At 62.3% G+C, this 24,362-nt stretch carries 28 protein-coding genes, 1 other RNA gene and 1 pseudogene; 17 read left to right on the top strand and 13 right to left on the bottom strand.

All coding sequences use genetic code 11. From position 1 onward, the window contains the following. Positions 1–124 precede the first annotated feature (124 nt). From NKJ80_RS12610 to NKJ80_RS12590, 5 genes are all read left to right on the top strand, one after another. Positions 125–1,246, top strand: coding sequence for a branched-chain amino acid ABC transporter substrate-binding protein (locus NKJ80_RS12610; protein ID WP_023668720.1), 1,122 nt, complete (start codon positions 125–127; stop codon positions 1,244–1,246). A gap of 282 nt (positions 1,247–1,528) precedes the next feature. After that, positions 1,529–4,987 carry a pyruvate carboxylase gene (gene pyc / locus NKJ80_RS12605; RefSeq protein WP_352497645.1) on the top strand — a complete coding sequence of 1,153 codons (3,459 nt, stop codon included), beginning with the start codon at positions 1,529–1,531 and terminating at the stop codon, positions 4,985–4,987. A 150-nt stretch (positions 4,988–5,137) separates the two neighbouring features. Next, positions 5,138–5,398: a DUF2312 domain-containing protein gene (locus tag NKJ80_RS12600; protein WP_023668722.1), complete on the top strand. Its 261-nt coding sequence runs from the start codon at positions 5,138–5,140 to the stop codon at positions 5,396–5,398. Between the two features lie 93 nt (positions 5,399–5,491). After that, complete coding sequence (locus NKJ80_RS12595) at positions 5,492–5,932, top strand: hypothetical protein (protein WP_023688925.1); 441 nt, start codon at positions 5,492–5,494, stop codon at positions 5,930–5,932. A gap of 7 nt (positions 5,933–5,939) precedes the next feature. Beyond that, entirely contained in the window at positions 5,940–6,251 is a 312-nt protein-coding gene (locus NKJ80_RS12590; RefSeq protein ID WP_023688926.1) for a hypothetical protein, read from the top strand. 62 nt (positions 6,252–6,313) lie between these two features. On the opposite strand, the gene msrB is transcribed toward NKJ80_RS12590, so the two are convergent. From msrB to NKJ80_RS12560, 6 genes are all read right to left on the bottom strand, one after another. After that, positions 6,314–6,718, bottom strand: a complete 405-nt coding sequence (msrB, locus tag NKJ80_RS12585; protein WP_023688927.1) for a peptide-methionine (R)-S-oxide reductase MsrB — start codon at positions 6,716–6,718, stop codon at positions 6,314–6,316. A gap of 100 nt (positions 6,719–6,818) precedes the next feature. Then, complete coding sequence (locus NKJ80_RS12580) at positions 6,819–7,616, bottom strand: MBL fold metallo-hydrolase (protein WP_023668726.1); 798 nt, start codon at positions 7,614–7,616, stop codon at positions 6,819–6,821. A 16-nt stretch (positions 7,617–7,632) separates the two neighbouring features. After that, on the bottom strand, positions 7,633–8,823 hold the full coding sequence (locus NKJ80_RS12575; protein ID WP_352444851.1) for a vWA domain-containing protein: 1,191 nt from the start codon (positions 8,821–8,823) through the stop codon (positions 7,633–7,635). 9 nt (positions 8,824–8,832) lie between these two features. Continuing rightward, positions 8,833–9,093: a type II toxin-antitoxin system HicB family antitoxin gene (locus NKJ80_RS12570; RefSeq protein ID WP_050485875.1), complete on the bottom strand. Its 261-nt coding sequence runs from the start codon at positions 9,091–9,093 to the stop codon at positions 8,833–8,835. A 35-nt stretch (positions 9,094–9,128) separates the two neighbouring features. Continuing rightward, on the bottom strand, positions 9,129–9,575 hold the full coding sequence (locus NKJ80_RS12565; RefSeq protein WP_023688930.1) for a GNAT family N-acetyltransferase: 447 nt from the start codon (positions 9,573–9,575) through the stop codon (positions 9,129–9,131). A 58-nt stretch (positions 9,576–9,633) separates the two neighbouring features. Then, positions 9,634–10,497: a LysR family transcriptional regulator gene (locus NKJ80_RS12560; protein ID WP_023698426.1), complete on the bottom strand. Its 864-nt coding sequence runs from the start codon at positions 10,495–10,497 to the stop codon at positions 9,634–9,636. Positions 10,498–10,638: 141 nt separating this feature from the next. Between NKJ80_RS12560 and NKJ80_RS12555 the strand changes: the two genes are divergently transcribed. After that, positions 10,639–12,177, top strand: coding sequence for an MFS transporter (locus NKJ80_RS12555; protein ID WP_352497644.1), 1,539 nt, complete (start codon positions 10,639–10,641; stop codon positions 12,175–12,177). A 43-nt stretch (positions 12,178–12,220) separates the two neighbouring features. Here the strand turns inward: NKJ80_RS12555 and NKJ80_RS12550 are convergent, their stop codons facing one another. Further along, on the bottom strand, positions 12,221–13,060 hold the full coding sequence (locus NKJ80_RS12550; protein ID WP_352459894.1) for an AAA family ATPase: 840 nt from the start codon (positions 13,058–13,060) through the stop codon (positions 12,221–12,223). A 149-nt stretch (positions 13,061–13,209) separates the two neighbouring features. Between NKJ80_RS12550 and ssrS the strand changes: the two genes are divergently transcribed. The 5 genes from ssrS to NKJ80_RS12525 all read left to right on the top strand — a co-directional run bounded on the left by ssrS (position 13,210) and on the right by NKJ80_RS12525 (position 16,368). Then, positions 13,210–13,365: non-coding RNA, 6S RNA (ssrS, locus tag NKJ80_RS12545), on the top strand. Between the two features lie 92 nt (positions 13,366–13,457). After that, a complete protein-coding gene (locus NKJ80_RS12540) occupies positions 13,458–14,042 on the top strand; it encodes a 5-formyltetrahydrofolate cyclo-ligase (protein WP_352497643.1) in 585 nt (194 codons plus the stop codon). A gap of 82 nt (positions 14,043–14,124) precedes the next feature. Then, positions 14,125–14,652, top strand: coding sequence for a DUF3592 domain-containing protein (locus tag NKJ80_RS12535; RefSeq protein WP_196814896.1), 528 nt, complete (start codon positions 14,125–14,127; stop codon positions 14,650–14,652). A gap of 56 nt (positions 14,653–14,708) precedes the next feature. Next, positions 14,709–15,533, top strand: coding sequence for a TIGR00282 family metallophosphoesterase (locus NKJ80_RS12530; protein WP_023668734.1), 825 nt, complete (start codon positions 14,709–14,711; stop codon positions 15,531–15,533). A 73-nt stretch (positions 15,534–15,606) separates the two neighbouring features. Beyond that, complete coding sequence (locus NKJ80_RS12525) at positions 15,607–16,368, top strand: TerC family protein (protein ID WP_023694576.1); 762 nt, start codon at positions 15,607–15,609, stop codon at positions 16,366–16,368. A gap of 21 nt (positions 16,369–16,389) precedes the next feature. Here the strand turns inward: NKJ80_RS12525 and NKJ80_RS12520 are convergent, their stop codons facing one another. From NKJ80_RS12520 to NKJ80_RS12510, 3 genes are read right to left on the bottom strand one after another with little or no spacing between them, the layout of a single operon-like run. Continuing rightward, positions 16,390–16,872 carry an SRPBCC family protein gene (locus NKJ80_RS12520; protein WP_352497642.1) on the bottom strand — a complete coding sequence of 161 codons (483 nt, stop codon included), beginning with the start codon at positions 16,870–16,872 and terminating at the stop codon, positions 16,390–16,392. A gap of 27 nt (positions 16,873–16,899) precedes the next feature. Next, the gene (locus tag NKJ80_RS12515; protein WP_352497641.1) at positions 16,900–17,262 is read right to left on the bottom strand and encodes a VOC family protein; all 363 of its coding nucleotides are present in this window, start codon (positions 17,260–17,262) and stop codon (positions 16,900–16,902) included. Positions 17,263–17,282: 20 nt separating this feature from the next. Then, positions 17,283–17,765: an SRPBCC domain-containing protein gene (locus NKJ80_RS12510; RefSeq protein WP_352462245.1), complete on the bottom strand. Its 483-nt coding sequence runs from the start codon at positions 17,763–17,765 to the stop codon at positions 17,283–17,285. Positions 17,766–17,816: 51 nt separating this feature from the next. Between NKJ80_RS12510 and NKJ80_RS12505 the strand changes: the two genes are divergently transcribed. The 4 genes from NKJ80_RS12505 (at position 17,817) to NKJ80_RS12490 (ending at position 20,249) form a co-directional block, all read left to right on the top strand. Beyond that, on the top strand, positions 17,817–18,140 hold the full coding sequence (locus NKJ80_RS12505) for an ArsR/SmtB family transcription factor (protein WP_023744976.1): 324 nt from the start codon (positions 17,817–17,819) through the stop codon (positions 18,138–18,140). A 181-nt stretch (positions 18,141–18,321) separates the two neighbouring features. Further along, positions 18,322–19,071, top strand: a complete 750-nt coding sequence (locus NKJ80_RS12500; protein WP_023668740.1) for a YebC/PmpR family DNA-binding transcriptional regulator — start codon at positions 18,322–18,324, stop codon at positions 19,069–19,071. Positions 19,072–19,152: 81 nt separating this feature from the next. Beyond that, the gene (locus NKJ80_RS12495) at positions 19,153–19,941 is read left to right on the top strand and encodes an RDD family protein (RefSeq protein WP_352497640.1); all 789 of its coding nucleotides are present in this window, start codon (positions 19,153–19,155) and stop codon (positions 19,939–19,941) included. Beyond that, complete coding sequence (locus NKJ80_RS12490; protein ID WP_023700268.1) at positions 19,938–20,249, top strand: Rdx family protein; 312 nt, start codon at positions 19,938–19,940, stop codon at positions 20,247–20,249. The genes NKJ80_RS12495 and NKJ80_RS12490 overlap by 4 nt, the downstream gene beginning before the upstream one ends. A gap of 33 nt (positions 20,250–20,282) precedes the next feature. On the opposite strand, the gene NKJ80_RS12485 is transcribed toward NKJ80_RS12490, so the two are convergent. Together NKJ80_RS12485 and NKJ80_RS12480 are read right to left on the bottom strand one after the other, a co-directional pair. Next, a complete protein-coding gene (locus tag NKJ80_RS12485; protein WP_023668743.1) occupies positions 20,283–20,759 on the bottom strand; it encodes an anthrone oxygenase family protein in 477 nt (158 codons plus the stop codon). A gap of 1 nt (position 20,760) precedes the next feature. Beyond that, a pseudogene (locus NKJ80_RS12480) lies at positions 20,761–21,587 on the bottom strand (NAD(P)H-binding protein). Positions 21,588–21,705: 118 nt separating this feature from the next. Between NKJ80_RS12480 and NKJ80_RS12475 the strand changes: the two are divergent. Next, the gene (locus tag NKJ80_RS12475; RefSeq protein ID WP_023818215.1) at positions 21,706–22,347 is read left to right on the top strand and encodes a TetR/AcrR family transcriptional regulator; all 642 of its coding nucleotides are present in this window, start codon (positions 21,706–21,708) and stop codon (positions 22,345–22,347) included. Positions 22,348–22,363: 16 nt separating this feature from the next. Here NKJ80_RS12475 and NKJ80_RS12470 read toward each other — a convergent pair whose 3' ends face one another. Beyond that, on the bottom strand, positions 22,364–23,431 hold the full coding sequence (locus tag NKJ80_RS12470) for a helix-turn-helix domain-containing protein (protein ID WP_352497639.1): 1,068 nt from the start codon (positions 23,429–23,431) through the stop codon (positions 22,364–22,366). A gap of 173 nt (positions 23,432–23,604) precedes the next feature. Here NKJ80_RS12470 and NKJ80_RS12465 point away from each other — a divergent pair, with 173 nt between their 5' ends. After that, positions 23,605–24,312, top strand: coding sequence for a hypothetical protein (locus tag NKJ80_RS12465; protein WP_352497638.1), 708 nt, complete (start codon positions 23,605–23,607; stop codon positions 24,310–24,312). Positions 24,313–24,362 lie beyond the last annotated feature (50 nt).

The raw sequence follows: 24,362 nt of genomic DNA, 5'->3' as shown, positions 1-24,362 counted from the left end.
CGCCGTTCCGGGGATGAATCGGCGTGACAAGGGCCTGAAAATCGGCAAAGTACGCTTTCTGCGATAAGGGTGGGCATCGCATGAAAGTTTCATCCACGCCCACCTCGTAAATGGGAGCGTTTAAATGAAGAAATCACTTTTGTCCGCCGTTGCCCTGACCGCGCTTGTCGCGTTCGGTGGCAATGCATGGGCTGACGTTATCGTCGGCGTCGCAGGTCCGATCACCGGTCCGAATGCGGCCTTCGGTGCGCAGCTGCAGAAGGGTGCGGAAGCGGCCGTTGCCGACATCAACGCAGCAGGCGGCATGAACGGCGAGCAGATCAAGCTCGAAGTCGGCGACGACGTCTCGGATCCGAAGCAGGGCATTTCGGTCGGCAACAAGTTCGTCGGCGACGGCGTGAAATTCGTGATCGGCCACTTCAACTCGGGCGTCTCGATCCCGGTTTCGCAGGAAGTCTACGTCGACAACAACATCGTCGAAGTGACGCCTGCGGCGACCAACCCGAAATTCACCGAGCGCGGCCTGTGGAACGTGTTCCGCACCTGCGGACGCGATGACCAGCAGGGCGGCATCGCCGGCGGCTATATCGCGACCAACTTCAAGGACGCCAAGGTTGCCGTCATCCACGACAAGACCCCCTATGGTCAGGGCCTTGCCGACGAGACCAAGAAGGCGATGAACGCAGCCGGCCTGACCGAAGTCATGTACGAAGGCGTCAATGTCGGCGACAAGGACTTCTCGGCGCTGATTGCCAAGATGAAGGATGCCGGTGTTACCCTGATCTATTGGGGCGGTCTGCATACCGAAGCCGGCCTGATCATCCGCCAGTCGGCGGACCAGGGCCTCAAGGCTACCCTGATGTCGGGCGACGGCATCGTCACCGACGAGCTGGCTGCGATCGCCGGCGATGCGGTTATCGGCACGCTCAACACCTTCGGTCCCGATCCGCGCCTGATCCCCGAGAACAAGGCACTGGTCGAGAAGTTCCGCGCTCAGGGCTTCGAGCCGGAAGCCTACACTCTCTACTCCTACGCCGCCATGCAGGTGATCGCCGAGGCTGCTGCCGTGGCCAAGTCGAACGACCCCGTGGAAGTGGCCAAGGCGCTGCACGAGAAGGGCCCGTTCAAGACCGTTCTGGGCGATCTCGCCTATGACGCGAAGGGCGATCCGAAGCTCCCGGGCTACATCATGTACGAATGGAAGAAGGGTCCGGACGGCAAGATCTCCTGGTTCCCGAAGTCGTAATTCGAAACGCAGCTCTATGGAATGCCCGGCGCTCGCGCCGGGCATTTTTGTTGGTGACAGGGCGGCAGCGAGGGTGGCTGGACAAGCCGTTAGCCGGGGTCGAATTTGTGCGGGCACGACAATTAGCGTCACCTCGCGGCGCCAATCGCACGCAGCTTTTCGAGCCGTGGTGCTAGAATCGCATTTAAATCGGTTTAATCTCTCCTCGATTTTGGTTGCACTGCAGCATTTTCGCGTTAATCATGCCTCCGCCCCATCCCTCCCTGTCCGGAGCCTCCTTCCTTGGCCATCACGAAGATCCTCGTCGCCAACAGGTCCGAAATTGCCATCCGCGTCTTTCGCGCGGCAAACGAGCTCGGCCTCAAAACCGTGGCGATCTGGGCCGAGGAGGACAAATATTCACTTCATCGGTTCAAGGCCGATGAAAGCTACCAGGTCGGGCGCGGGCCGCATCTGGCCAGGGACATGGGGCCGATCGAAAGCTATCTGTCGATCGAGGAAGTGATCCGGGTCGCCAGGCTGTCCGGCGCCGACGCCATCCACCCGGGCTATGGCCTCCTGTCGGAAAGCCCTGAATTCGCAGATGCCTGCGCCGAGGCCGGCATCACCTTCATCGGACCGAAGCCCGACACGATGCGCCGGCTCGGCAACAAGGTCGCCGCGCGCAATCTGGCCATCGAGGTTGGCGTGCCGGTGGTGCCGGCAACCGAACCGCTGCCGGACGACATGGAAGCAGTCAAGCAGCTCGCCAAGACAGTCGGCTATCCGGTGATGCTCAAGGCATCATGGGGCGGCGGCGGGCGCGGCATGCGCGCCATCCGCGCGGAAGCCGACCTCGCCCGCGAGGTGATGGAAGGCAAGCGCGAGGCCAAGGCCGCCTTCGGCAAGGACGAGGTCTATCTCGAAAAGCTGATCGAGCGCGCTCGCCATGTCGAGGTCCAGGTGCTCGGCGACACGCATGGCAACGCTGTACATCTGTTCGAGCGCGACTGCTCGATCCAGCGCCGCAACCAGAAGGTCGTCGAACGGGCGCCGGCGCCCTATCTCAGCGAGGCATTGCGCCAGGAGCTTTGCGGCTATGCGCTCAAGATCGCGCGCGAGACCAGCTATATCGGCGCCGGTACGGTGGAATTCCTGCAGGACGCCGACACCGGCAAATTCTACTTCATCGAGGTCAATCCGCGCATCCAGGTCGAGCACACCGTCACCGAGCAGGTGACCGGCATCGACATCGTCAAGGCGCAGATCCACATACTGGACGGCTTTGCCATCGGCACGAAAGAGTCGGGCGTGCCGGCGCAGGCCGATATCAGGTTGAACGGTCACGCGCTGCAGTGCCGCATAACGACCGAGGATCCGGAGCATAGTTTCATTCCGGACTACGGCCGCATCACCGCTTATCGCGAAGCCGCCGGTTTCGGCATCCGCCTCGACGGCGGCACCGCCTATTCGGGCGCGGTCATCACCCGCTTTTACGATCCGCTGCTGGAGAAGGTGACTGCCTGGGCCCCGACACCGGCCGAGGCGATCGCCCGCATGAACCGGGCCTTGCGCGAGTTCCGCATCCGCGGCGTGGCGACCAACCTCACCTTCCTCGAGGCAATCATCAACCACCCGCGCTTCGCCGACAATTCCTACACGACCAGGTTCATCGACACGACGCCGGAGCTGTTCGCGCAGGTGAAGCGGCAGGATCGAGCCACCAAGCTGCTCAACTATCTGGCCGACGTCAGCGTCAACGGCCATCCCGAAACCCGCGGCCGTCCGATGCCCAAGGCCGATGCGGCAGCGCCCGTCGTGCCCTATCTCAACGGCAATGTGCCTGATGGCAGCAAGCAGAAGCTCGACACGCTGGGGCCGGAGAAATTCGCTGCCTGGATGCGTGAGCAAAAAGAGGTGCTGGTCACCGACACGACGATGCGCGACGGCCACCAGTCGCTGCTCGCCACCCGCATGCGTACGCATGACATTGCCGGCATTGCCGGCACCTATGCGCGGGCGCTGCCGCGGCTGCTGTCGCTGGAATGCTGGGGCGGCGCCACTTTCGACGTCGCCATGCGCTTCCTGACCGAGGATCCGTGGGAGCGGCTGAGCAAAGTGCGCGAAGCGGCCCCCAACCTTTTGCTGCAGATGCTTCTGCGCGGCGCCAACGGCGTCGGCTACACCAACTATCCCGACAATGTGGTGCAACATTTCGTCAGCCAGGCGGCGGCCGGCGGCGTCGACCTGTTCCGCGTCTTCGACTGCCTGAACTGGGTCGAGAACATGCGTGTCGCCATGGACGCGGTGGGCGCCGAGGGCAAGCTGGTCGAAGCGGCGATCTGCTACACCGGCGACATCCTCGATCCGGCGCGCGCCAAATACGACCTTAAGTACTATGTCGGGCTGGCGAAGGAATTGCAGGCCGCCGGCGCCCATATCATCGCCGTCAAGGACATGGCCGGGCTTTTGAAGCCGGCTGCCGCCCGCGTGCTGTTCAAGGCGCTGCGCGAGGCGACCGACCTGCCGATCCATTTCCACACCCACGACACGTCAGGCCTGTCGGCGGCGACGGTGCTGGCCGGCGTGGAAAGTGGCGTCGACGCCATCGACGCGGCGATGGATTCCTTCTCCGGCAACACCTCGCAGCCTTGCCTGGGCTCGATCGTCGAGGCGCTGAAGGGAACCGAGCGCGATCCCGGCCTCGATCCGCAATGGATCCGCAACATCTCCTTCTACTGGGAAGCGGTGCGCAACCAGTATGCGGCCTTCGAAAGCGATCTCAAGGGGCCAGCCTCGGAAGTCTATCTGCACGAAATGCCGGGCGGCCAGTTCACCAACCTCAAGGAGCAGGCGCGTTCGCTCGGGCTGGAAACGCGTTGGCACGAGGTGGCACAAGCCTATCACGACGTCAATTTGATGTTCGGTGACATCGTCAAGGTGACGCCGTCGTCCAAGGTGGTCGGCGACATGGCGCTGATGATGGTGAGCCAGGATCTGACCGTTGCCGACGTCGAAAACCCGGCCAAGGACATCGCCTTCCCGGACTCGGTCGTCTCGATGCTGCGCGGCGATCTCGGCCAGTCGCCCGGCGGCTGGCCTGCGAAGCTGCAGAAGAAGGCACTGAAGGAAAGCAAGCCGATCACCGTGCGGCCGGGCTCGCTGCTCAAGCCAGCGGACCTCAAGGCCAGCCGCAAGGAGATCGAGCAGAAGCTGGAGCGCAAGCTCTCGGAGTACGAATTCGCCTCCTGGCTGATGTATCCGAAAGTGTTTACCGACTTCGCCGCCGCGCAGGAAACCTACGGGCCGGTCAGTGTGCTGCCGACGCCGATCTATTTCTACGGCATGAAGTCCGAAGACGAGATCTTCCTGGACATCGAAAAAGGCAAGACGCTTGTGGTGCGCTGCCTTGCGATCGGCGACGTCGATGAGAAGGGCATGGTCACCGTGTTCTTCGAGCTCAACGGCCAGCCGCGCCGTGTCCGGGTGCCGGACAGGGCGCATGGCGCCTCGGCGGCCAAGGCTCGGCGCAAGGCCGAGCCCGGCAACGAGGCGCATGTCGGCGCGCCGATGCCGGGCGTGGTCTCCGCCCTTTCAGTTGCCGCCGGCCAAGCGGTCAAGGCCGGCGACGTGCTGTTGTCGATCGAAGCCATGAAGATGGAGACGGCCCTGCATGCCGAGCGCGACGGCACAGTGGCCGAAGTGCTGGTCAAGGCCGGCGATCAGATCGATGCGAAGGATCTGTTGATCGCGTTTGGCTGACGCGCGGATCCATCACACTGGGGACGGCTGGCAGCAGCCGTTGATGGAGCATCGATAATGGCTTGACCCGCCGCGCCTGCTCGGGCATCGAACCCGCTCCCAATTTACCGCGCCAGAATCGCGGTGCTTAAAAAGTAGCGGAGAAAAAACATGGCCGACGACATCACAGATACCAGCCAGACTGTTGCCGCCGGCCAGTTGCGCGCCTTCATCGAGCGCATCGAGCGGCTCGAGGAAGAAAAGAAGACCATCGCCGACGACATCAAGGAAGTGTTCGCCGAGGCCAAGGGCACCGGCTTCGACACCAAGGCGATGCGGTCGATCATCCGGCTGCGCAAGAAGGACCAGGCCGAGCGCCAGGAAGAGGAAACCATCCTCGATCTCTACAAGGCCGCGCTCGGCATGGTGTAAGGCTGTCTGGAAATTCTACTCCGGCTGATATCGCCGGAGCGAATTTCGAAACAGTCTCGGGCCAAGGAATGATGCTGGAACGGGCATCGAACCATGAGCGAATTCGACTTCGGCGCCCGCCGCGCCTCTGAATTCCGCCAACGCAGCTTCTGGGCGCTGTTCGCCGAACGGCATCCGGAGGAACGCGCTTCCATGGCGCGGCGCGGACCCTGGTTCTGGCAGCGCGGGCTGCCTGACTTCGCTCTGGTCCTGTCGATGTATGTCGCGCCGGCGCAAAGCCAAGTTGGCGTCTTTTTCGGCCGTAACGGGAAGTTCGGCGCGACCGGGGTCTGGTCGCGGCTGAAGCCGTTCCAACCGGCAATCGAAGACAGGCTGAAGCTCAGGCCGGAGCAGAGCTGCGAGGGCCTCGGCATCAATTCGATGTGGCGGGTGAACTGCTATGCCGAGGACAACTGGCCGGCCATGGCCGACTGGCTGGTGACGGAATGCTCGCGCTTCGAGCGCGCCGTCACCGACGTGCTGGGAGAGGGATAGCTATCAGGTGTTGGTGCAAAGCATCGGATCCTTCTTCGGCTCGCGCTGGCAAGGCGCGGTGCCGGTCGAGCGGTTGTTCTGGCGCGATCTAGTCCTTGTCGGCACGGCGATCAACATCGCCTCGTCGGTGGCCGCGCTCATTCTGCTCGGCTTGAAGCTGCCGCTCGCCGTCGTCCTGGCGGTGCATTTCGCGCCCGTGCCCTACAACATCTTTCTGACCTTTGCCGTCTGGCGAACCACGGAAAAATCCAGTGGCGCCAAGGCTTCGTTGATGACGCTCGGGGCTACGCTTTGGCTGATCCTGGTGGTGGTTGTCTGAGAAGATTGACACGAAAAAGGGCGGCCGAAGCCGCCCTTTGAAGATGGTGGTCAAGCTGCGGTTTAAGCCGTCGGCTCGAATTTCAGCGCCACGCCGTTGATGCAATAGCGCAGGCCGGTCGGCGGCGGGCCGTCCTCGAAGACATGGCCGAGATGGCTGCCGCAGCGGGCGCAGTGGCATTCGGTGCGGACCATGCCGTAGCTGCGGTCGACGGTGTTTTCGACCGAACCGGGCACCGGATCATTGAAGCTCGGCCAGCCGGTGCCGCTCTCGAACTTGAGCTTGGATTCGAACAGCGGCTGGTCGCAGCCGACGCAGGAAAAGGTGCCGGCGCGCTTTTCGTAGAGCAGCGCGCAGCTTCCGGGCCGTTCGGTGCCATGACCGCGCATGACCGCATATTGCTCGGGCGTCAGGCGGGCGCGCCATTCGGCGTCGGTGCGGGTGACAGGGTAGGTGTGGGTGTCCATTTGATCTCCTCAGCCTTGGCGGCTTGTTGTTGGTTGCAAGCAATATTCGCTTAGAGATAGGCGTTTGTTACGTGTTTTGCTCGCATTTTCAGCCGAGTTCCTACCCAATCGCCTGAAGATAGCGGGCGATCGACGCATGAAATGCCGTTCTTGCGCCGCCGATGATGTTCTGCTGCCACCACGCGCCGTAGATGTCGTCGAATTCGAAAGGCTCAAGTGCCGCCGCGATGCGTCGCACGGCCGGCGCATTGAGCGGAATGTAGTTCGGATAGCTGTACATGAAGCTGACATGGCGACGCGTCGGCGTCACCTGCAATATGTCGCCGGACAGCAGGGCGTTACCGCCATCGCGTTTCCAATGCAGCACCTGGCCGCCGGCAAAATGGCCACCGCAACGCACGAGTGTCAGCGACGGGTTTATGGCCAGCGTCTCGCCCGCCCAGCTGACGATGGCGTTGTGCGGCCGCATGATCCACTGGCGGTCGTCGGCATGGAGATAGATCGGCACGCCGCCAAACGCCTCGCTCCACTCGACCATCACCGAATAATAGTGGCAGTGCGAAATGGCGATCGCGGCCAGGCCGCCGCGACGGTTGATTTCGGCTACCGCCTCGTCGCTCACCATCGAGATGCAATCCCACAGCACATTGCCGTGCGGCGTCTGCGCCAGCAGCGCCCGCTGGCCGATAGCAAAGCGCGGCTCGATGCCGAAAGCGAGAACGCCGGCATCGTCCTTCATCACAAGCCTATGCCCGGCAGAGAGTTCTTCCCCAGTGATCCAGGCCTGGCCTTCCCAGCGCACATATTGCCGCTCGTCCTCGCAGATCGGGCAATTTTCTGGAGGGGTCTGCGTTGCCGCGAACTGGACGCCGCATTGCGGGCAAAGAAAGCAGGTCATCGGTTTTCCTCTCATATCAATGCTTGCGTGAGAGCTGCTTCGTCGCGGCTTCCAACCCGGCCAGCGTCAGTGGGAACATGCGGCCGCCGAAGAGATCGCGGATCATCGCGATCGAATGGGTGAAGCCCCAGTTTTTCTGGTTTTCGGGGTTCAGCCAGACCGCATTCGGCCATTGCTGGATGAGGCGGCCAAGCCAGACACTGCCGGCTTCCGGATTCCAATGCTCGACCGAACCGCCGGGATGCGCGATCTCGTAAGGGCTCATCGAGGCATCGCCGACGACGATCACCTTGTAGTCGGGGCCGTATTTGTGAAGCAGATCGAAGGTCGGGATGGTCTCGGCATGCCTGCGCCGGTTGTCCTTCCAGACGCCCTCGTAAACGCAGTTGTGGAAGTAAAAATATTCGAGCTGGCGGAATTCGGCGCGGGCGGCCGAAAACAGCTCCTCGACGCTTTTGATGTGGTCGTCCATCGAGCCGCCGACATCGAAGAACATCAAGAGCTTCACGGCGTTGCGCCGTTCGGGGCGCGTCTGCACATCGAGATAGCCGTGCTCGGCGGTGGCATGGATGGTGCCGGGCAGGTCGAACACTTCCTCCGCACCCTCGCGCACCCAGCGGCGCAGGCGCTTCAGCGCCACCTTGATGTTGCGGGTGCCGAGCTCGACGGCGTCGTCGAAATTTTTGAACTCGCGCTCGTCCCAGACTTTCACCGCACGGCGATTTCGGCTTTCATGCTGGCCGATGCGCACGCCTTCGGGATTGTAGCCATAGGCGCCGAAAGGCGAGGTGCCGCCGGTACCGATCCATTTCGAGCCGCCCTGGTGGCGGCCTTTCTGCTCCTCCAGCCGCTGCTTCAGTGTCTCCATCAGCTTGTCGAAACCGCCGAGCGCCTCGATCAGTTTCTTCTCTTCCTCGGTCAGGTGCTTTTCGGCGAGCCGGCGCAGCCATTCCTCAGGGATGTTGGCGACACCGACGGCATCGGGGCCGGTGAGCGCCTCGATCCCCTTGAAGACATGCGTAAACACCTGGTCGAAGCGGTCGATATGGCGTTCGTCCTTCACAAGCGCGGCGCGGGCGAGGTAGTAAAAACCCTGGACGTCATAGTCGACCAGCCCGGCCTCCAGCCCTTCCAGCAGCGACAGATATTCCCTGAGCGAAACGGGAACCCGCGCGGCCTTTAGTTCGAGAAAGAAGGGGAGGAACATGGTTGGCCGTTATCTATGCCGAACGGTCACGGCGGAGTCGCCACGGGCACTGTCGATTTCGCCGGATTGCAGAAGATTTGCCACGGTACGTGGGTTGGGCATGGGCAAGTGCTTTGCGATGCGGGCTTCCGCCCATTCGCGCATAGCCGACGCGGCATCGGCTATCGCTTCAGCCGGGTTTGCGCCGGCCCCGTGGCAGCCGGCGAGATCGGGCATCCGCACTCCCCAAACGCCGTCACTGCCATCCAGGATTCCGACATAGCGGATCATTCGGCTCCTTCCGCGTTATTTCGATCGCGCTCGCATCATAGCAGATCATACTCGATAAACCCTGTCCGCCGCGCGACATGGTCGTAGAGCTTGCGCGCTGTGGTGTTGGTTTCGTGGGTCATCCAATAGACGTTCTTGACGCCGATCTTGCCGGCTGCCTGCTTGACCGCTTCAATGAGGGCCGCACCGATGCCCTTGCCGCGCACATCAGGGTCGGCGAACAGGTCCTGCAGGTAGCAGTTGTTTTTCTCCGACCAGCCGGAGCGGTGATAGAGATAATGGGTCAGGCCGACCGCCTTGCCGTCGAGCGTGGCGATAAACCCCTTCGGTTCGAATTCACCTTCCGTGAACAGTCGTTTCCAGGTGATGTCGTAGACCTCGTCCGGCAGCTTGGTCTCGTAGAAGGTGAGGTAGGCAGTCCACAGCCGCCGCCAGTCGGCATGGTCGGCCAGCGCCAGCGGGCGGACGGTGATCTCGGTCATTTCGGTTCCTCCAAAGCCTTATCGGATTCCGGCGGAATCAGATCGGAAACACCATCGCCTAATCCACCGGCGAATTGTACTCGCGAAATGCGGTCGCCAGCATCTGCAGCGCGTCACGCGCGCGCGGCGCCAGATTGTGCGAATGCAGCACCACTTCGGAAGGGTCAAGCGATGGAAGACCAAGTTTGCGGCCAACCTCGATCAGGCCGGGCGGAGCGACGCAGTGAGCCAGCGCCGAAACGGCAAAGCCCGCCGATATCGCAATGTTGACGGCCGCGCCGCCGCCGCCGACGAAGGCCTCCTCCCAGGCGATGCCTGCTTTGTCCAGCGCCTCGACCGCCCGCACACGATCCGGACAGTTGCACACGGTGCTTAAGAGCGCGAGGCGCAACGGCGTTCCGCGCTGCCACTCGAAGGAAGGTGCTGCGAACCAGCCATAGTGGTTGCGCGACAAGGTCCGGCCAGGACGGCTGTCGCCTTCGCGGTGCACGATGACTGCATCGAGCTCGCCGTGATCGAAAGCTTCCTTGAGCACCGTGCTGGTATCGATCCTCAAACTGAGCGTCAGCGATGGATCGTGCGCATGGAGCTGGGCAATCAGAATGGACAGCGCCGGACCGGCGGCATGATCGACAAAGCCGAGCGCAAGCCGGCACGGTGCTGACGCAAACTCCGCCATGGCGCGCTCGTGCGCGGCAAGGAAGTCACGCGCGGCGGGGAGGAAGACGGCGCCTCGTGCCGACAGGCTGACGCGGCGCGGCGTTCTTTCAATCAATCGCGCGCCGAGCTTCTCCTCAAGGCGGCGCAGCTTGACGCTGATCGTCGCCTGCGTGCTGCCCAGCGCCGATGCCGCCTGGGTGAAGCTCTGCAGATCGGCCACCATCACAAAGGTTCGTACGGCGTCCACATCAAGACTGGTCATCGCAGCACTCCATTGGCCAACCATTCGATTTTGTCATTTCTGATATAGCCGAGCATAGTCTTTTTTCATGGTCAAGTCTCCTCTATGTCAAACTGGTCGCGGTTTGAAGAGCGCCGCATGTTCCGATGGAAAGAGATCGATATGCCAATTCAACGAAACACCATCGCGCTCACCGGCGTGTGCTTGGCGTCGCTCTTGTTCGGGCTCGAAATCTCCAGCGTGCCGGTGATCCTGCCGAAACTGGAAAGCGTGCTCGCCGCCGATTTCAAAGACCTGCAATGGATCATGAACGCCTACACCATTGCCTGCACCACGGTGCTGATGGCGACAGGGACATTGGCCGACCGTTTCGGCCGCAAGAGCGTGATGGTGATCACCACCGTCGCCTTCGGCCTCGCCTCGCTGCTGTGCGGCCTGGCGCCGAGTGCGGCGCTGCTGATCGCCGCCCGCTTCCTGCAAGGTCTCGCCGGCGGCGCGATGCTGACCTGCAGCGTCGCCGTGCTGTCGCATCAGTTCCAGGATGGCCGCGAACGCGGCAAGGCTTTTGTTGCCTGGAGCGTCGTCTCAGGCATCGGGCTTGGTTTCGGTCCCGCCATTGGCGGCCTGATCGTGGCGCTGTCGAACTGGCAGTGGGTGTTCCTCATCCACGTGCCGCTGGCGCTCCTGGCGCTCGCCTTTATCGGCGCCGGCGTCACGCAATCGCGCGATCACAATGCCCAGAAACTCGACTGGGCCGGCATGCTGACGCTGTCGGCTTCTGTGTTCGGCTTCTCCTATCTGATCACGCAGGGTGCGGATCTCGGGACCAGCGCCCGCATCGGCGTGATATCAGCCTCCGTGGCTGCGTTCATCGCTTTCCTTGTCGCCGAGAGGGTCAATCCCTATCCGATGTTCGATTTCTCCGTGTTCCGCATCCGCCAGTTTTCCGGCGCGATCATGGGCGCCATCGGCATGAATTTCAGCTACTGGCCGTTCATCATCTATCTGCCGATCTATTATTCCGGCGTTCTCGGCTACGACAGCACGACGACCGGCCTGCTGTTGCTCGTCTACACGCTGCCGTTCATGGTGATGCCGCCGATCGCCGAGCGCATTCGCGCGCGCTATCAGGCGCGAATTGCCATCCCGCTCGGTCTGCTGACGCTAGCGATCGGTTTCATCGCCATGTGGATCGGCTCCAGGCTCGAGGGCGCCACCTGGCTGACCATGCTGCCGGGCACCCTGATTGCTGGCATCGGCATCGGTCTCACCAATTCGCCGACCACAAACACCACGACCGGCGCGGTATCGCCGGATCGCGCCGGCATGGCGTCCGGCATCGACATCAGCGCACGCCTGATCACGCTCGCTATCAACATCGCGGTGCTCGGCCTGCTGCTGACGCAAGGTATCGTTTCCTACCTGCGGACCACACTCGGCGCGGCTTTGGAGCCGGATGAGTTGCGGGCGCTGGCGGAAAGGATCGCCACCGGCAATCTGGACGGCCTTGCGCAGGGGACGCCGAAGCTCGCAGCCCTCGACCCGTCCGGCGCCATCGTGTATGCCGCCCTGGTCAACGGTTTCGGCTGGGTCATGCTCTATTGCGGGATAGGCGTTCTCGCCCTGTCGGTCATCGGCTTCGTCATCTTCGGGCCGAAGCGCGTCGCGCCGCAGGAGACAGGGCTTGCGGCGGCCGAGTGATCGGCCGAAGCCCGCTCATAGCGCTCAGCCCGCCCGCCGATCCTTATCCCTGCCGCCTGGCCATGAAAGCAAGGCGCTCAAACAGATGCACGTCCTGCTCGTTCTTCAGCAGCGCGCCGTGCAGTTTCGGCAGCGCGTTCCTGGGGTCGGCGCGCAGATCCTCGGGTGCGATGTCGTCGGCGACCAGCAGGCGGATCCAGTCGAGCACCTCGGAGGTCGACGGCTTCTTCTTCAACCCCTGCACGTCGCGGATTTCGTAGAACTGGGTCAGGGCAGCACGCACCAAATTCTGCTTTATGCCGGGATAGTGCACGTCGACGATTTTGTGCAGCGTGTCGACATCGGGAAAGCGGATGTAGTGGAAGAAGCACCGGCGCAGGAAGGCGTCGGGCAGTTCCTTCTCATTGTTGGAAGTGATGATGACGATGGGGCGCACAGCGGCGCGGATCGTTTCGCCGGTTTCGTAGACGAAGAACTCCATCCGATCGAGTTCCTGCAGCAGGTCGTTGGGGAATTCGATATCGGCCTTGTCGATCTCGTCGATCAACAGCACGACCTTCTTACCGGCCGCGAAGGCGTCCCAGAGCTTGCCGCGCTTGATGTAGTTTTTGATGTCGTTGAACCTGGCATCGCCGAGCTGGCTGTCGCGCAGCCGCGAGACAGCATCATATTCATACAGTCCCTGCTGCGCACGGGTGGTCGACTTGACGTGCCATTCGATCAGGTCGAGGCCGAGCGCCGATGCCACCTGGCGGGCAAGCTCGGTCTTGCCGGTGCCCGGCTCGCCCTTGACCAGCAATGGCCGCTCCAGCGCGATCGCGGCGTTCACCGCCACCATCAGATCCTTGTCGGCGACATAGGCCGCCGTGCCTTCGAAACGCATACTTGCTCCTCGGTTGGTGAGCGCGATCGTAAGGACGCTGCTTGACCTGTGCAAGGGCGAGCCGGCTGCGACGCAAGCGTGTGAGATTGAAATGGAAACATCGGCTCATGTCACTAGCGCTTGACCGACCAGCCGCCTATATTGGGCTTGGCGGTCTGCGCTTCCCGGCAGGAGAACATTTTCCCCGGGGCCTTAACGATCCTTAGGGAGCTGTCCCTGGGAAGACCCGTGGGTTTTCTCATACGGCGCCCACCTACTTTGTAGGTTCCCGGGATCGCTCTCTCCACCGGTTGTGTGGATCGTCACTTACCTGTATCCGCCCAGTTTGGCGGATGATGTGGTAGAAAACGTCGCTCATGAAACGTCACCCAGATCCGACCTTTTCTATCGTCCGCGCATGACATCTCCTAAAGACCTGAAAAAGCTGTTGCGCCTCGAGGCACTCGGCCGTCGCGATGCGCTCGATCCGCTGTGGCGGGTGGAGATCGCGCTTGAGATGGCCGAGACGGCGCGCGACCACCTCGCCATCGAGCCGGGTCAGATCGTTTCAGCTTTCTGGCCGATGCGATCGGAAGTCGACGTCAGGCCGCTGATGTTTGCCTTGCGCGAGAAGGGGGCCAGGCTTTGCCTGCCGGCCATCCTCGACAAGACCACCATCGTCTTTCGCGAACTGGTGCGCGGCGCGCCGATGGTCGAGATGGGTTTTGGCACGGTCGGTCCGCATGCGGAGGCCGAGGTTCTCGATCCCGCGGTGATGCTGGTGCCGCTCGCGGCCTTCGACAGCCGCGGTCATCGCATCGGGTATGGCGCCGGCTATTACGACCGCGCCATCGCCAGGCTGATCGACAAGGGCCAGCCGCCACGACTGATCGGCATCGCCTTCGATTGCCAGGAGGTGGGTCTGGTGCCGGATGAGGCGCACGACGTCATCATCCCGGAAATACTCACCGAGAGCGGTTTGCGCCGCTTCGACATCGCTTAAAAGACCGCGATCCCGCTTAACGCGTTTCCAAGACGTGCCGGATAGAATTCCGGCAACACAGTCCGAGCCGATGGCGGCCATCATGTTTGTCTTCGCACGCTTCCTGCTGATGCCGTTCGTCCTCATCGCGGTAACGCTGTTCGCGATGGCATTGCACATTTCCGGAACGGCCCTGCACCACCAGTTCGCCTGGCATCAGACGGTTGCCACAGTGACGGATATCAGTTCCTACAGCGAAGCCCAGGGTAATGGCCTCACCGCGAAAGGCATCAACGTCGCTGTCACCTATGTCGCGAACGATGCACCGATGACGTGGTCCGGCAAGGGAAAGGACATCGGCCTCTACACGGCGTCCAAAGGCGACGCGGTGGAGTTGTATTACAACCCTGCCAATCCATCGATCCTCGATACCGCGGCGATGAAGGGCTGGCGCGGCGGGCTGTTGCTCCTGGCCGCTACTGGTGGGTTCACTGTTTTCTACGTCTGGTTCTTCTGGCTGCGCGGACGCGCCGCACCGCCGGCGTCACCGATGATGCCTTCGGCAGTTCGCGTCGCGGGCGCGAGCGCAAAGCCGTCTCAACAGCAGCGTGGTACTTTCGGCCGGCGTTAGCGCCAATCGCCCGGGTAGCGCTTGCCTAGCGTCCGTGCCTCTGGATAGAAGTGGGCATGAGACTTCTCTTCCTCGGCGACATGGTGGGCAAATCGGGACGTACGGCGGTGTGGGAACAACTGCCCGGCCTGATCTCGGATTTCAAACTCGACTTCGTCATCGTCAATGGCGAGAACGCCGCCGGCGGCTTCGGCATCACCGAAGACATTTTTCGCGACACCATCGCCGCCGGTGCGGATGTCGTCACCACCGGCAACCATGTCTGGGACCAGCGCGACGCACTGGTCTTCGCGCCGCGCGAGGAGCGCTTCCTGCGTCCGTCCAACTTCCCCAAGGGCACGCCGGGGCGCGGCTCCGGCGTCTACATCGCCAAAAACGGCGCGCGCGTGCTGGTCGCCAACATTATGGGCCGGGTGTTCATGCATCCCGAGCTCGACGATCCGTTCCAGGCCGGCGAGCGGGAGCTGGCCGCCTGTCCGCTGGGCGAGCAGGCCGATGCCGTGGTCATCGACTTCCATGCCGAAGCGACCTCGGAGAAAATGTGCTTCGCGCATTTCGTCGACGGCCGCGCCAGCCTCGTCATCGGCACCCATACGCACCAGCCGACGGCCGACCACCAGATCCTCAACGGCGGCACCGGCTACATGTCCGATGCCGGCATGTGCGGCGACTATGATTCCTCGCTCGGCATGGACAAGGAAGAGCCGCTCAACCGCTTCCTGTCGAAAGTGCCGAAAGGCCGCTTCGAGGCGGCGACCGGACCGGCGACATTGTGCGGCGTCGGCGTCACTATTTCCGACCGCACCGGCCTGACCGAGAAGATCGCGCCTTTTCGTCGCGGGCCGCGGCTCGAAGAAACCGCGCCATCCTTCTGGTCTTGACATTGATATAGTCGAGTAAAGTACCTAACTGGCGACGAAACTGCTCTAGATCGTTAAAGAGGGGACGACCTCCATGCAGCTGATCGAGTTCTTTGCGCCGCATTTTCAATTTGTTTCCGATCCAACCGCGTGGGTCGCGTTGCTGACGCTGATCGTCCTCGAGGTCGTGCTCGGCATCGACAATCTGATCTTCATCTCGATCCTGACCAACAAATTGCCTGAGGCGCAGCGCGCCCGCGCCCGCCGTCTCGGCATCTCGGCGGCGCTGATCATGCGGCTGGTGCTGCTCGCAACCATCTCCATCATCGTGCAGCTGACGACGCCGGTGTTCACAGCGTTCGGCCATGGCTTTTCCTGGCGCGACCTGATCCTGATTGCCGGCGGCCTGTTCCTGGTCTGGAAGGCGACCAAGGAAATCCACCACACCGTCGATCCCGACGACCACAAGGATACGATGATGGGCGAGACGCTGCAGATCTCGCTTGCCGGCGCCATCTTCCAGATCCTGCTGCTCGATCTCGTCTTTTCGATCGATTCGATCATCACCGCCGTCGGCATGACCGACGAGATTGCCATCATGTACATCGCCGTGATCGTGGCGGTGAGCGTGATGATGCTGGCGGCCGGGCCGCTGGCCAATTTCATCGCCAAGAACCCGAGCATCGTCATGCTGGCGCTGGGCTTCCTGCTGATGATCGGCATGACGCTGATCGCCGACGGCATGGGCTATCATGTGCCGAAGGGCTACATCTACGCCGCGATGGGCTTTTCCGCCCTGGTCGAGGGCCTCAACATGCTGGCGCGGCGAAGGAAGAAATCCAGCGGTGGGCATTGAGGCTGGGCGATCGGGGCGATCCTAGCGCCCCGGCACGCCCTTCGGATAACGGTCGCCGATCAGGCCAAGCGACAGGCCCTGTTCCAGCCATGCCTTTGCGCCGGCAAGAACGAGTGCGAAGCCGTCGGTCGAGCCGACCGCCTGCTTGACCTGCTCGTCGGCGGTGCCGGCGAAGCCGAAATTGCTGACCTCAAGAAAGGTCGCACCGTCAGGCGTTTCGGCGCCGGGCATCTCCGTGAATGTCCAGACCACAGTGGTCGGCGGATCGCTCCATTGCATGACGATCTTCTTGTTCTCGACGATCTCGCTGACATTGACCATCGCCGAGGCGCCGTACATGCGCCACTCCCAGCGAACCTCTTTGCCGCTATCCAGCCGGCCGCTACTGTGGGTAAACCAGAATTTCGTGGTGATGGCCGGGTCGACGATCGCCTCGAAGACCTCGGCGACCGGCCGCTTAATCAGCATGCCGGCTTCGGCAGTCGGCGTTTTGTGAATTTCCATCGATGCTCCTTCTTGTCCGGTTTGCGCTCACCAGGCGTCAGGCTCGCGCACCATGTGAACGATGCTGGCCGGGTTGGCGATCCAGAAGCCGCGAAAGCCTTCGCCCAGGGGCTCGACCGCGTCGCAACGGACGACGCCGGCCTTGGCGAGATGATCCGCAATGGCTGCAGAATCGTCGGTGAAAAGCTCAAGCCAGACTTCGGCCTGGCTCAGCATCGGCGCCTCGTCGATCCACAGACGGTTGGGGCCGAGCTCGAAGCCGATGGCCGGCGCCTTGGCGGTGAATGGATTCAAGCCGACGACATCGCGATAGAAGGCGATCGTCGCCTCGTATTGGTGCGGCGGCACCTTCATGGCGATGTTGATGCCGCCGGTCATTTTCGCGGTCATTGCGGGCTCCGTTGCGCTGTTCATCTGTTTGTCTCGTTGGCCGGCTCGCCCCTCATCTCGCCGCGGTAGTAGCCGTCGCGCAGATTGATGCCGTATTCGACATAGGCCTTCATGCAGGCCAGCATCTGCGACCAGCCCTCGCAATTGAGGTAGGATTTCTGCAGGCCGACCACGCCTTCCGGCCAGCCGGATTCAGCAATGGTCACAAGGGTGCCGCCATCGTCCAGCGGCTCGAAGTTCATCTCGATGCGTGTCTTGTAGGCGGGCTTGCCTTCGGCATCGGTGGCATCCCAGCGCAGCACGATATGGCGGTCCTTGATCACCTCATCGACTTCGACGGGCACCTTGCCCCACCAGACCACCCCGGTGCCGGCCTTCAGCGGCGCGCTGGCGCCGCCGATGATGGTGAAATAGCCACTCAGCTTTTTGGGATTGACGACGGCGTCGAAGACTTCGGCGACCGGTTTGCCGATGCGCCCGGAAACTCTGAATCCAAGAGACATATCCACAGCTCCTTCCTTGATTGGCTCGACGATATGTTATAGAAACATAACATGTCAAGCCAAACCGCAGACGATCACGTTTTCAAGGCGTTGGCGCATCCGCGCCGTCGCGAATTGCTGGATCGGCTGAAGGATGCGCCGCAGACGACCGGCATGTTGTGCGAGGCGTTTCCCGACATCGATCGCTGCACCGTCATGCTGCATCTCAAGGTGCTGGAAGAAGCTGAACTGGTGGTGGCAAAGCGCGAAGGGCGCGAGCGCTGGAACCATCTCAACGCGCTGCCGATCAAGCACATCCACGACCGCTGGATCAGCCAGTATGCCGGCCATGCGCTCAGCATTATCGACCGGCTGAAGTCCGATCTGGAGGGGTGAACCGGCGCGGCTGGACGAATTGAGCCGATTTATCTATAAGCCGGCCATTCCGACAGAGAACGCCGTGCATCCATCGCGTTGCACCTTGGACGGCTCTGAAAATTTGAGTTCGAGTATCGCGGAAGACGAGGTGAGATCACCTCGTTTCGGGATGCTCTTAGCCTAAGACGACAGAGGTGCCATGGCTGGCCATTCACAGTTCAAGAACATCATGCACCGCAAGGGCCGCCAGGATGCGGTGCGGTCGAAAATGTTTTCCAAGCTGGCGCGCGAAATCACCGTCGCCGCCAAGAGCGGAACACCGGATCCGTCGATGAACCCGCGTTTGCGCCTGGCCATCCAGAACGCCAAGGCGGTGTCGATGCCGAAGGACAACATCCAGCGCGCCATCAACAAGGCATCGATGGGCGATGCCGAGAATTACGAAGCGGTGCGCTATGAAGGCTATGGGCCAGGCGGCGTGGCGCTGATCGTCGAGGCGCTGACCGACAACCGCAACCGCTCGGCCTCGAATGTGCGCGCCGCCTTCACCAAAGCCGGCGGTGCGCTTGGTGAAACCGGCTCGGTGTCGTTCATGTGGAACCGCGCCGGCGAGATTTACTATCCGGCCTCCGCCGGCAGCGCCGACAAGGTGATGGACGCGGCGATCGAGGCCGGCGCCGATGACGTCGAGTCCGACGAGGAAGGCCACACCATCTACTGTGCGTTCGAGAGTATGGGCGAAGTGTCTAAGGCGCTGGAAGCCTCGCTTGGCGAGGCCGAATCGGTGAAGCCGATCTGGCAGCCGCAGAACAATGTCCCGGTCGACGAAGAGCGGGCGCAATCGCTGATGAAACTGGTGGCAACGCTCGAGGACGACGACGACGTGCAGAGCGTCTACGCCAATTTCGAGGTCGACGACGAGACCATGGCCAAGCTCAGCGCGGCGTAGGTCCGTGCAATACAGTCGGATGCGAATATTGCTGTATGACGGCGGCCTGCCTATAGATTAGTCAGTTATCAGGGGGGGCCGATGACCGACTATAAAGAGGCAAGTTTTGCCGATGCGGTGGCCTGGCCTCGCCGGCCCGGCATATGGCGACGGTTTCTCGCTGCACTCATCGACTACTTTGTAATCCTGATCGCTCTCTATTTGCTCGTAGGGGCTCTATTTCTGCTGACCAACGGTGGCGTAAAAGGCAGCTTTTGGCTGAACTGGAAATTATGCCAGGAGGGTACGGTTCACGGTGCCCCGACACTTGCCCGTTATGACTGGCAGGTGTGTAGAACATCAGTACTCGGTTTGCCGGTCGCCATATGGAGCGTGGGTACGGCGCCGGGCTCAAAGCCTGGAGAAACCTCCTCCATCTCGATCGGTCTGGATTCGCAAGGAAATTTCAGGCCTGCAGCATTGGACCTGGGTTTCCTCGAGCTGATCGCTCTGGCGTCTTATCTCCTCATTATGGAGTTGAAGTCCGGCCAATCAATCGGCAAGCGGCTCACGGAGCTCATTGTGCATGATGAGGACGACAGACATAGGGTCGGCCTGCCGGCGAGAAAGGCTGTTCGGCGGCAACTTATCAAGTTTCTCGGCGCATTACCGATCGTCCTGACGGGAAGCTGGTATGCTTTTCAGGCTTGGGGCACCGCTCCCGGTGGCGTGCAGGATTACTCCAGCCTGGAAATAGTGGTTGCATCCGCTGCCCTCGTTTTGGTGCTGATCTGGCCGGTCTGGATTGCGATATCCATAGCTCTGGGCGACGACCCGATACACGATCGATTCGCAAATACCACGGTGCGCATACAGGAGGCCCAGACATGAGTGTGCCGGAGAGGCCCCGCGTGGTCATCACCTATTGCACGCAGTGCCAGTGGCTGTTGCGGGCCGGCTGGATGGCGCAGGAACTGCTCTCCACCTTCGGCACGGATCTTGGTGAAGTGACGCTGGTGCCGGGCACAGGCGGCATCTTCACCGTTTCCTGCAACGATGTGCTGGTCTGGGACCGCAAGCGCGACGGCGGCTTTCCCGATGCCGCCAAGCTCAAGCAGCTGGTGCGCGACGTCATCGATCCGGGCCGCGATCTCGGTCATTCCGACCGCAAGGGTCACTCGCAAAAGGACCCCGCTTGAGGCGAGGTCCTTGCGTTTGCGAAGTGTCATTTTTCAGAGCAATGCGAACATGAAGCAGGCCATCGACACGATGGCGGTGATGGTGCGGACGTGGTTCCACATCACCCATTGATTCAGATGGTTCGCCCACACGGCTGCGCCATTGGCGCTGGCCGGGTCGACGGCGGCGAGCGCATCGTTGAGCGGCACATTGAAGACCATGGTCACGATCGGGTTGCCGATCAAATAGATCACGGCGCCGGCAAGCAGCCAGTATGAGCCGGACTGGCTCCACCCCATGAGAACGGCGGCGATAAGCACCAGACAGAGCAGGCCGGTGCCGAACAGCGCCGTCATGAAGGTGGGCGTGATCACCGTGATGTTGATCGAATTCATCGCTGCGATGCCTTGGGGGACCGGCAGCCGGGCAAGCGCCGCCATGATAAAGTTGGAAAAGGCGAAGAACACGCCGCCGACGACGCCCGAGCCGATGGCGGCGATGATGGTGAGGGTGGGAAGAAGCTTGATCATCTCAGTTGCTCCAGATGCCGGTTGCAGCGGTTTCATTTGCGTAGGCGGAAAAGTCTTTCGGCGCGCGGCCGAGCACACGCTGGACGCCGTCGGTCAGCGTCTCGTTGCGGCCGTCAAGCACTTCGGTGAACAGCTCGTTGAGCAGCCAGGCGATTTCGGGCGGCAGTTCGTATGCCGCCGTCGCGGCGGTGAATTCGTCATGCGAGATCTTGATATAGCGGATGTCGCGGCCGGTCGCCTTGGCGATCTCGGCAACCGCGTCGGCGAAGCTTAGCAGCCGCGGCCCGGTCAACTCATAGAGCTGGCCCACATGACCCGGTTCGGTCAGCGCAACGAAGGCAGCATCGGCGATGTCGTCGACATCGACGAAGGGCTCGCCAACAGGGCCGACAGGCAAAGCCACTTCGCCTTGCCGCAAGGACTCGACGAGAAAACCTTCGCTGAAATTCTGCGAAAACCAAGCGCAACGCAGGATCGTCCAGTCAGCGCCCGAGGCTTTGACCATCTCTTCGGCGCGCTGGGCTTCGGTCTCGCCGCGGCCGGAGAGCAGCACCATGCGGGTGACGCCATTTGCTACCGCAAGCCTGGCGAAGGCGCCGACGGTCTCGGCGGCGCCCGGCACGGCGATGTCGGGATAGTAACTGATGTAGACGGCGCCCACGCCCTGCATCGCAGGCTCCCAGGCCGCCGGACCTCCCAGTCGAAGCGGGGGCTGCCGGAACGCGAGCCGATGCGCACGGGAATGCCCTGTGAGGTCAGCCGCTCGGCGAGGCGACGGCCGGTCTTGCCAGTGCCACCGAGGATCAGGACTGGTTTGGTGTTAGTCATTGGGGTTTTCCTTTGTTTGCAAATGTGAGTAATCCTCACATTTGCAAAACGTGATAAACCCTCGTATTTTGCGAGTCAAGCCGTTTGTTGGCAGATTTTGTCGAGACCGGAGGCCGTCATGGAAGACACAGCAACGCCCGCATCTGCCCAGGAGCAGGTCGCATCGCCGCGACGGGCGCCCACCCAGCAGCGCAGCCGCGAGCGGGTCGAGCGCATGCTGGCCGCAGCCTCGGCGCTGATTGCCGAGCAAGGCAGCGACGCCATACGCATGGGCGAGGTGGCGGAACGGGCCGCGGTGTCGATCGGCTCGCTCTACCAGTTCTTTCCCGACAAGCGGGCGATCGTCTGGGCGCTGGCCGAGCGCTACACCGCCGAAAGCCAGGCCTGCATCTCCTCGGCGCTCAAGGATGTCGTCGACGCCGAGGGCCTGCGGCAGGCGTTTTCGGAGCTGGTGGATATCTACTATCAGCTGTTCCTGGCCGAGCCGGTGATGCGCGACATCTGGTCGGGCACGCAGGCCGACAAGGCGCTGCGCCAGCTCGAACTCGCCGACAGCCGGGCGAATGCCGAATTCCTGACCATGGTGCTGAAGCGGCTGCATCCCGGCGCCGATCCGGTGGCGCTGGAGACGACGGCCTTCCTCGTCTGGCAGATGGGCGAGGCTGCCGTGCGGCTGGCGATCTCGGTCGACCGGCAGGAGGGCGACAGGCTGGTCGCCGCCTACAAGCGCATGGCGCTGCGGGAACTAGTCGGCGCCTGACCGGTGTCGCCCGCCTTCATTTTGTCTCGCCTGGCAACGGCAGGGCCGCGAGCTTTCGGTTTGACAGCCGATGCTCCAGCCGCCAGGCCTTCGGGGTGAAGCCTGTCACGCGCAGGAACTCGCGGTTGAAGTTCGATTTGCTGAGAAACCCGGCGTCGAACATGATGCGGGTGATGGGCTCGTCGCTGGCCGCCAGCAGGCGGCAGGCTTCGCCGATGCGCTGGTTGTTGACATATTGCGACACGCTCGATCCGTGGATGCGGTTGACCGCCGACGACACTTGCCGCGCCGACAGGCCGAGGCGCCTGGCGATACGGCCGAGGTTGAGGTCAACGTCCCTGTAGAGTTCTTTTGACCGCATCAGCGCGTCGACGGCCGCCGCGGCCGCGGAATCCTCGCTCGTCGCCCGTGGCGCGGCTTGCGGCCCATCGTCTTCATCGTCATCCAGAGGCGCGGTTTCGCTGGCCACCGCGGCTGCACCGCCAAGCAGCAGCAGCGCCAGCACATTGCCGGCGGCAATCACCGCGCCGGAATGGGCACCGCCGGTCCATTCGAGGTCGAGGCTGATGATGATGTCGGTGACCGGCGACGCCAGGATCGCCAGCGTCGTCACCAGCAGCGCCCGGTAGGAGCGCAAGACACCGTCCAGACGCGACTCGGCAAGGCCGTCCGGCCCGACCCGCGCAAGCCAAAGAAGGGTGACGCCATAACACAGGAAGACCAGCATGATCACGGGGCCTACCGGCTCGCGCCAGAAGATCAGCAGCAGGGCCACAAGACAGGCCGGCAACAGATGCGGCCACAGCGAAGCCAGGCGATGCCGCGAGCGTTCCCTCGCCAGACCGCTAAAAGCTATCCAGGCAAGCGGCGCGATCAATGTCGCCAACACCGCCTGGAAAGGCATGATTGCCCTGACTTCGTAGCCCCAGCGGATGCCGATCAGCACCGACTGCAAGGCGTAGGCAGCCATCAGCAGCATGAAAAACATGTTTTCGCGCAGATCGGCCTCGTTTCGGCGGATCATCTGCGCAAGCAGGATGACGAGCAGCAGGGCAACGACGAATGGCAAGGGAATGAAGATCATGATCGCAAGCGTGGTTCCAAGGCGGCCGACGATGGACCGGGCGGCCGACAATGACCTGGATTGCGTTCACGGTCGTCCCGGATCGTGATCGAGGTCGCGAAAATCGACGTCTCGGATCATCTGGGCAACGCTGCGGTCCTTTCGCGACCGCCCACCCATGATCGGAGACAATGATGAAATCCGCAATTCTCGTCTTGCTGCCCTTTGCCGCAGTTGCCCTGGCACCGCCGGTGGCCGGTGATGCCGCAAAGACGCTCGATCTCGCCGGTGTGACCGCCATCATCATCACCGGCGAGGCAAGCTCGGTCAAGCTGACCACTTCAGGTGCAGAACCCTACCAGGCGACGATCGGCAGCCGCCGCGAGGGCTGGTTTGCCAGCTGGTATTCGTCCTGGTTCGCCAATGACTGCCGCACCGCCAGCGACATGAAGCGGGAGGCCTCGACGTTGCGCATCAATGTCGCTCCGTCGTCCTGGCTGGATCCTTCGGATTGCAGGGTCGAGATCAACGCCAACATTGCGCCCGAGAGTTCTGCGTCGATCGAGCAGGCGGCCTTGCTGGCCAGTATGACGGGGAATTTCTCCAGCATCGCCATTACCGGCAAGGCGGCCGATGTTTCGCTCGAAGGGCATGCTTCACGCATCGATCTCAAGGGCGAGGCGCTGAGGGCCAATCTCGCCTATGGCAGCGTCCGGAAGGACGAGACTGTCGCCATTGCCGGCAAGGCGCTGGATGCCACGCTGACCTTCGGCCGGCAGGTTCAAATCAGCTACTCGGTGACCGCGTCGGCGTCCTTCGTCGACAGTTCGCTTGCCAACACTGCCGGCGCCAAACCCTCGATCGTGATCAAAGGCGATTTCGTCCGCGCCACGATCCGCTGAACAAAAAACCCGCCACAAGGGCGGGTTCCTGATCTGCGAAAGCCGATAGG

Origin of the sequence: Mesorhizobium sp. M0030, assembly GCF_040323695.1 — a bacterium.
Lineage (GTDB): Bacteria > Pseudomonadota > Alphaproteobacteria > Rhizobiales > Rhizobiaceae > Mesorhizobium.
This window is presented reverse-complemented; position numbering and strand designations above follow the sequence as displayed.

What these genes read in the sequence shown, in the direction of transcription:
- NKJ80_RS12600 (WP_023668722.1), top strand. Translation starts at nt 5,138, where the DNA reads ATGGCCGACGACATCACAGATACCAGCCAGACTGTTGCCGCCGGCCAG.
- NKJ80_RS12485 (WP_023668743.1), bottom strand. Translation starts at nt 20,759, where the DNA reads ATGATCAAGCTTCTTCCCACCCTCACCATCATCGCCGCCATCGGCTCG.
- NKJ80_RS12550 (WP_352459894.1), bottom strand. Translation starts at nt 13,060, where the DNA reads ATGCGTTTCGAAGGCACGGCGGCCTATGTCGCCGACAAGGATCTGATG.
- msrB (WP_023688927.1), bottom strand. Translation starts at nt 6,718, where the DNA reads ATGGACACCCACACCTACCCTGTCACCCGCACCGACGCCGAATGGCGC.
- NKJ80_RS12555 (WP_352497644.1), top strand. Translation starts at nt 10,639, where the DNA reads ATGCCAATTCAACGAAACACCATCGCGCTCACCGGCGTGTGCTTGGCG.
- NKJ80_RS12505 (WP_023744976.1), top strand. Translation starts at nt 17,817, where the DNA reads ATGTCAAGCCAAACCGCAGACGATCACGTTTTCAAGGCGTTGGCGCAT.
- NKJ80_RS12520 (WP_352497642.1), bottom strand. Translation starts at nt 16,872, where the DNA reads ATGGAAATTCACAAAACGCCGACTGCCGAAGCCGGCATGCTGATTAAG.
- NKJ80_RS12610 (WP_023668720.1), top strand. Translation starts at nt 125, where the DNA reads ATGAAGAAATCACTTTTGTCCGCCGTTGCCCTGACCGCGCTTGTCGCG.
- NKJ80_RS12525 (WP_023694576.1), top strand. Translation starts at nt 15,607, where the DNA reads ATGCAGCTGATCGAGTTCTTTGCGCCGCATTTTCAATTTGTTTCCGAT.
- NKJ80_RS12530 (WP_023668734.1), top strand. Translation starts at nt 14,709, where the DNA reads ATGAGACTTCTCTTCCTCGGCGACATGGTGGGCAAATCGGGACGTACG.
- NKJ80_RS12595 (WP_023688925.1), top strand. Translation starts at nt 5,492, where the DNA reads ATGAGCGAATTCGACTTCGGCGCCCGCCGCGCCTCTGAATTCCGCCAA.
- NKJ80_RS12540 (WP_352497643.1), top strand. Translation starts at nt 13,458, where the DNA reads ATGACATCTCCTAAAGACCTGAAAAAGCTGTTGCGCCTCGAGGCACTC.
- NKJ80_RS12470 (WP_352497639.1), bottom strand. Translation starts at nt 23,431, where the DNA reads ATGATCTTCATTCCCTTGCCATTCGTCGTTGCCCTGCTGCTCGTCATC.
- NKJ80_RS12495 (WP_352497640.1), top strand. Translation starts at nt 19,153, where the DNA reads ATGACCGACTATAAAGAGGCAAGTTTTGCCGATGCGGTGGCCTGGCCT.
- NKJ80_RS12580 (WP_023668726.1), bottom strand. Translation starts at nt 7,616, where the DNA reads ATGACCTGCTTTCTTTGCCCGCAATGCGGCGTCCAGTTCGCGGCAACG.
- NKJ80_RS12475 (WP_023818215.1), top strand. Translation starts at nt 21,706, where the DNA reads ATGGAAGACACAGCAACGCCCGCATCTGCCCAGGAGCAGGTCGCATCG.
- NKJ80_RS12560 (WP_023698426.1), bottom strand. Translation starts at nt 10,497, where the DNA reads ATGACCAGTCTTGATGTGGACGCCGTACGAACCTTTGTGATGGTGGCC.
- NKJ80_RS12500 (WP_023668740.1), top strand. Translation starts at nt 18,322, where the DNA reads ATGGCTGGCCATTCACAGTTCAAGAACATCATGCACCGCAAGGGCCGC.
- NKJ80_RS12535 (WP_196814896.1), top strand. Translation starts at nt 14,125, where the DNA reads ATGTTTGTCTTCGCACGCTTCCTGCTGATGCCGTTCGTCCTCATCGCG.
- NKJ80_RS12490 (WP_023700268.1), top strand. Translation starts at nt 19,938, where the DNA reads ATGAGTGTGCCGGAGAGGCCCCGCGTGGTCATCACCTATTGCACGCAG.
- NKJ80_RS12465 (WP_352497638.1), top strand. Translation starts at nt 23,605, where the DNA reads ATGAAATCCGCAATTCTCGTCTTGCTGCCCTTTGCCGCAGTTGCCCTG.
- NKJ80_RS12570 (WP_050485875.1), bottom strand. Translation starts at nt 9,093, where the DNA reads ATGATCCGCTATGTCGGAATCCTGGATGGCAGTGACGGCGTTTGGGGA.
- NKJ80_RS12565 (WP_023688930.1), bottom strand. Translation starts at nt 9,575, where the DNA reads ATGACCGAGATCACCGTCCGCCCGCTGGCGCTGGCCGACCATGCCGAC.
- NKJ80_RS12575 (WP_352444851.1), bottom strand. Translation starts at nt 8,823, where the DNA reads ATGTTCCTCCCCTTCTTTCTCGAACTAAAGGCCGCGCGGGTTCCCGTT.
- NKJ80_RS12515 (WP_352497641.1), bottom strand. Translation starts at nt 17,262, where the DNA reads ATGACCGCGAAAATGACCGGCGGCATCAACATCGCCATGAAGGTGCCG.
- NKJ80_RS12510 (WP_352462245.1), bottom strand. Translation starts at nt 17,765, where the DNA reads ATGTCTCTTGGATTCAGAGTTTCCGGGCGCATCGGCAAACCGGTCGCC.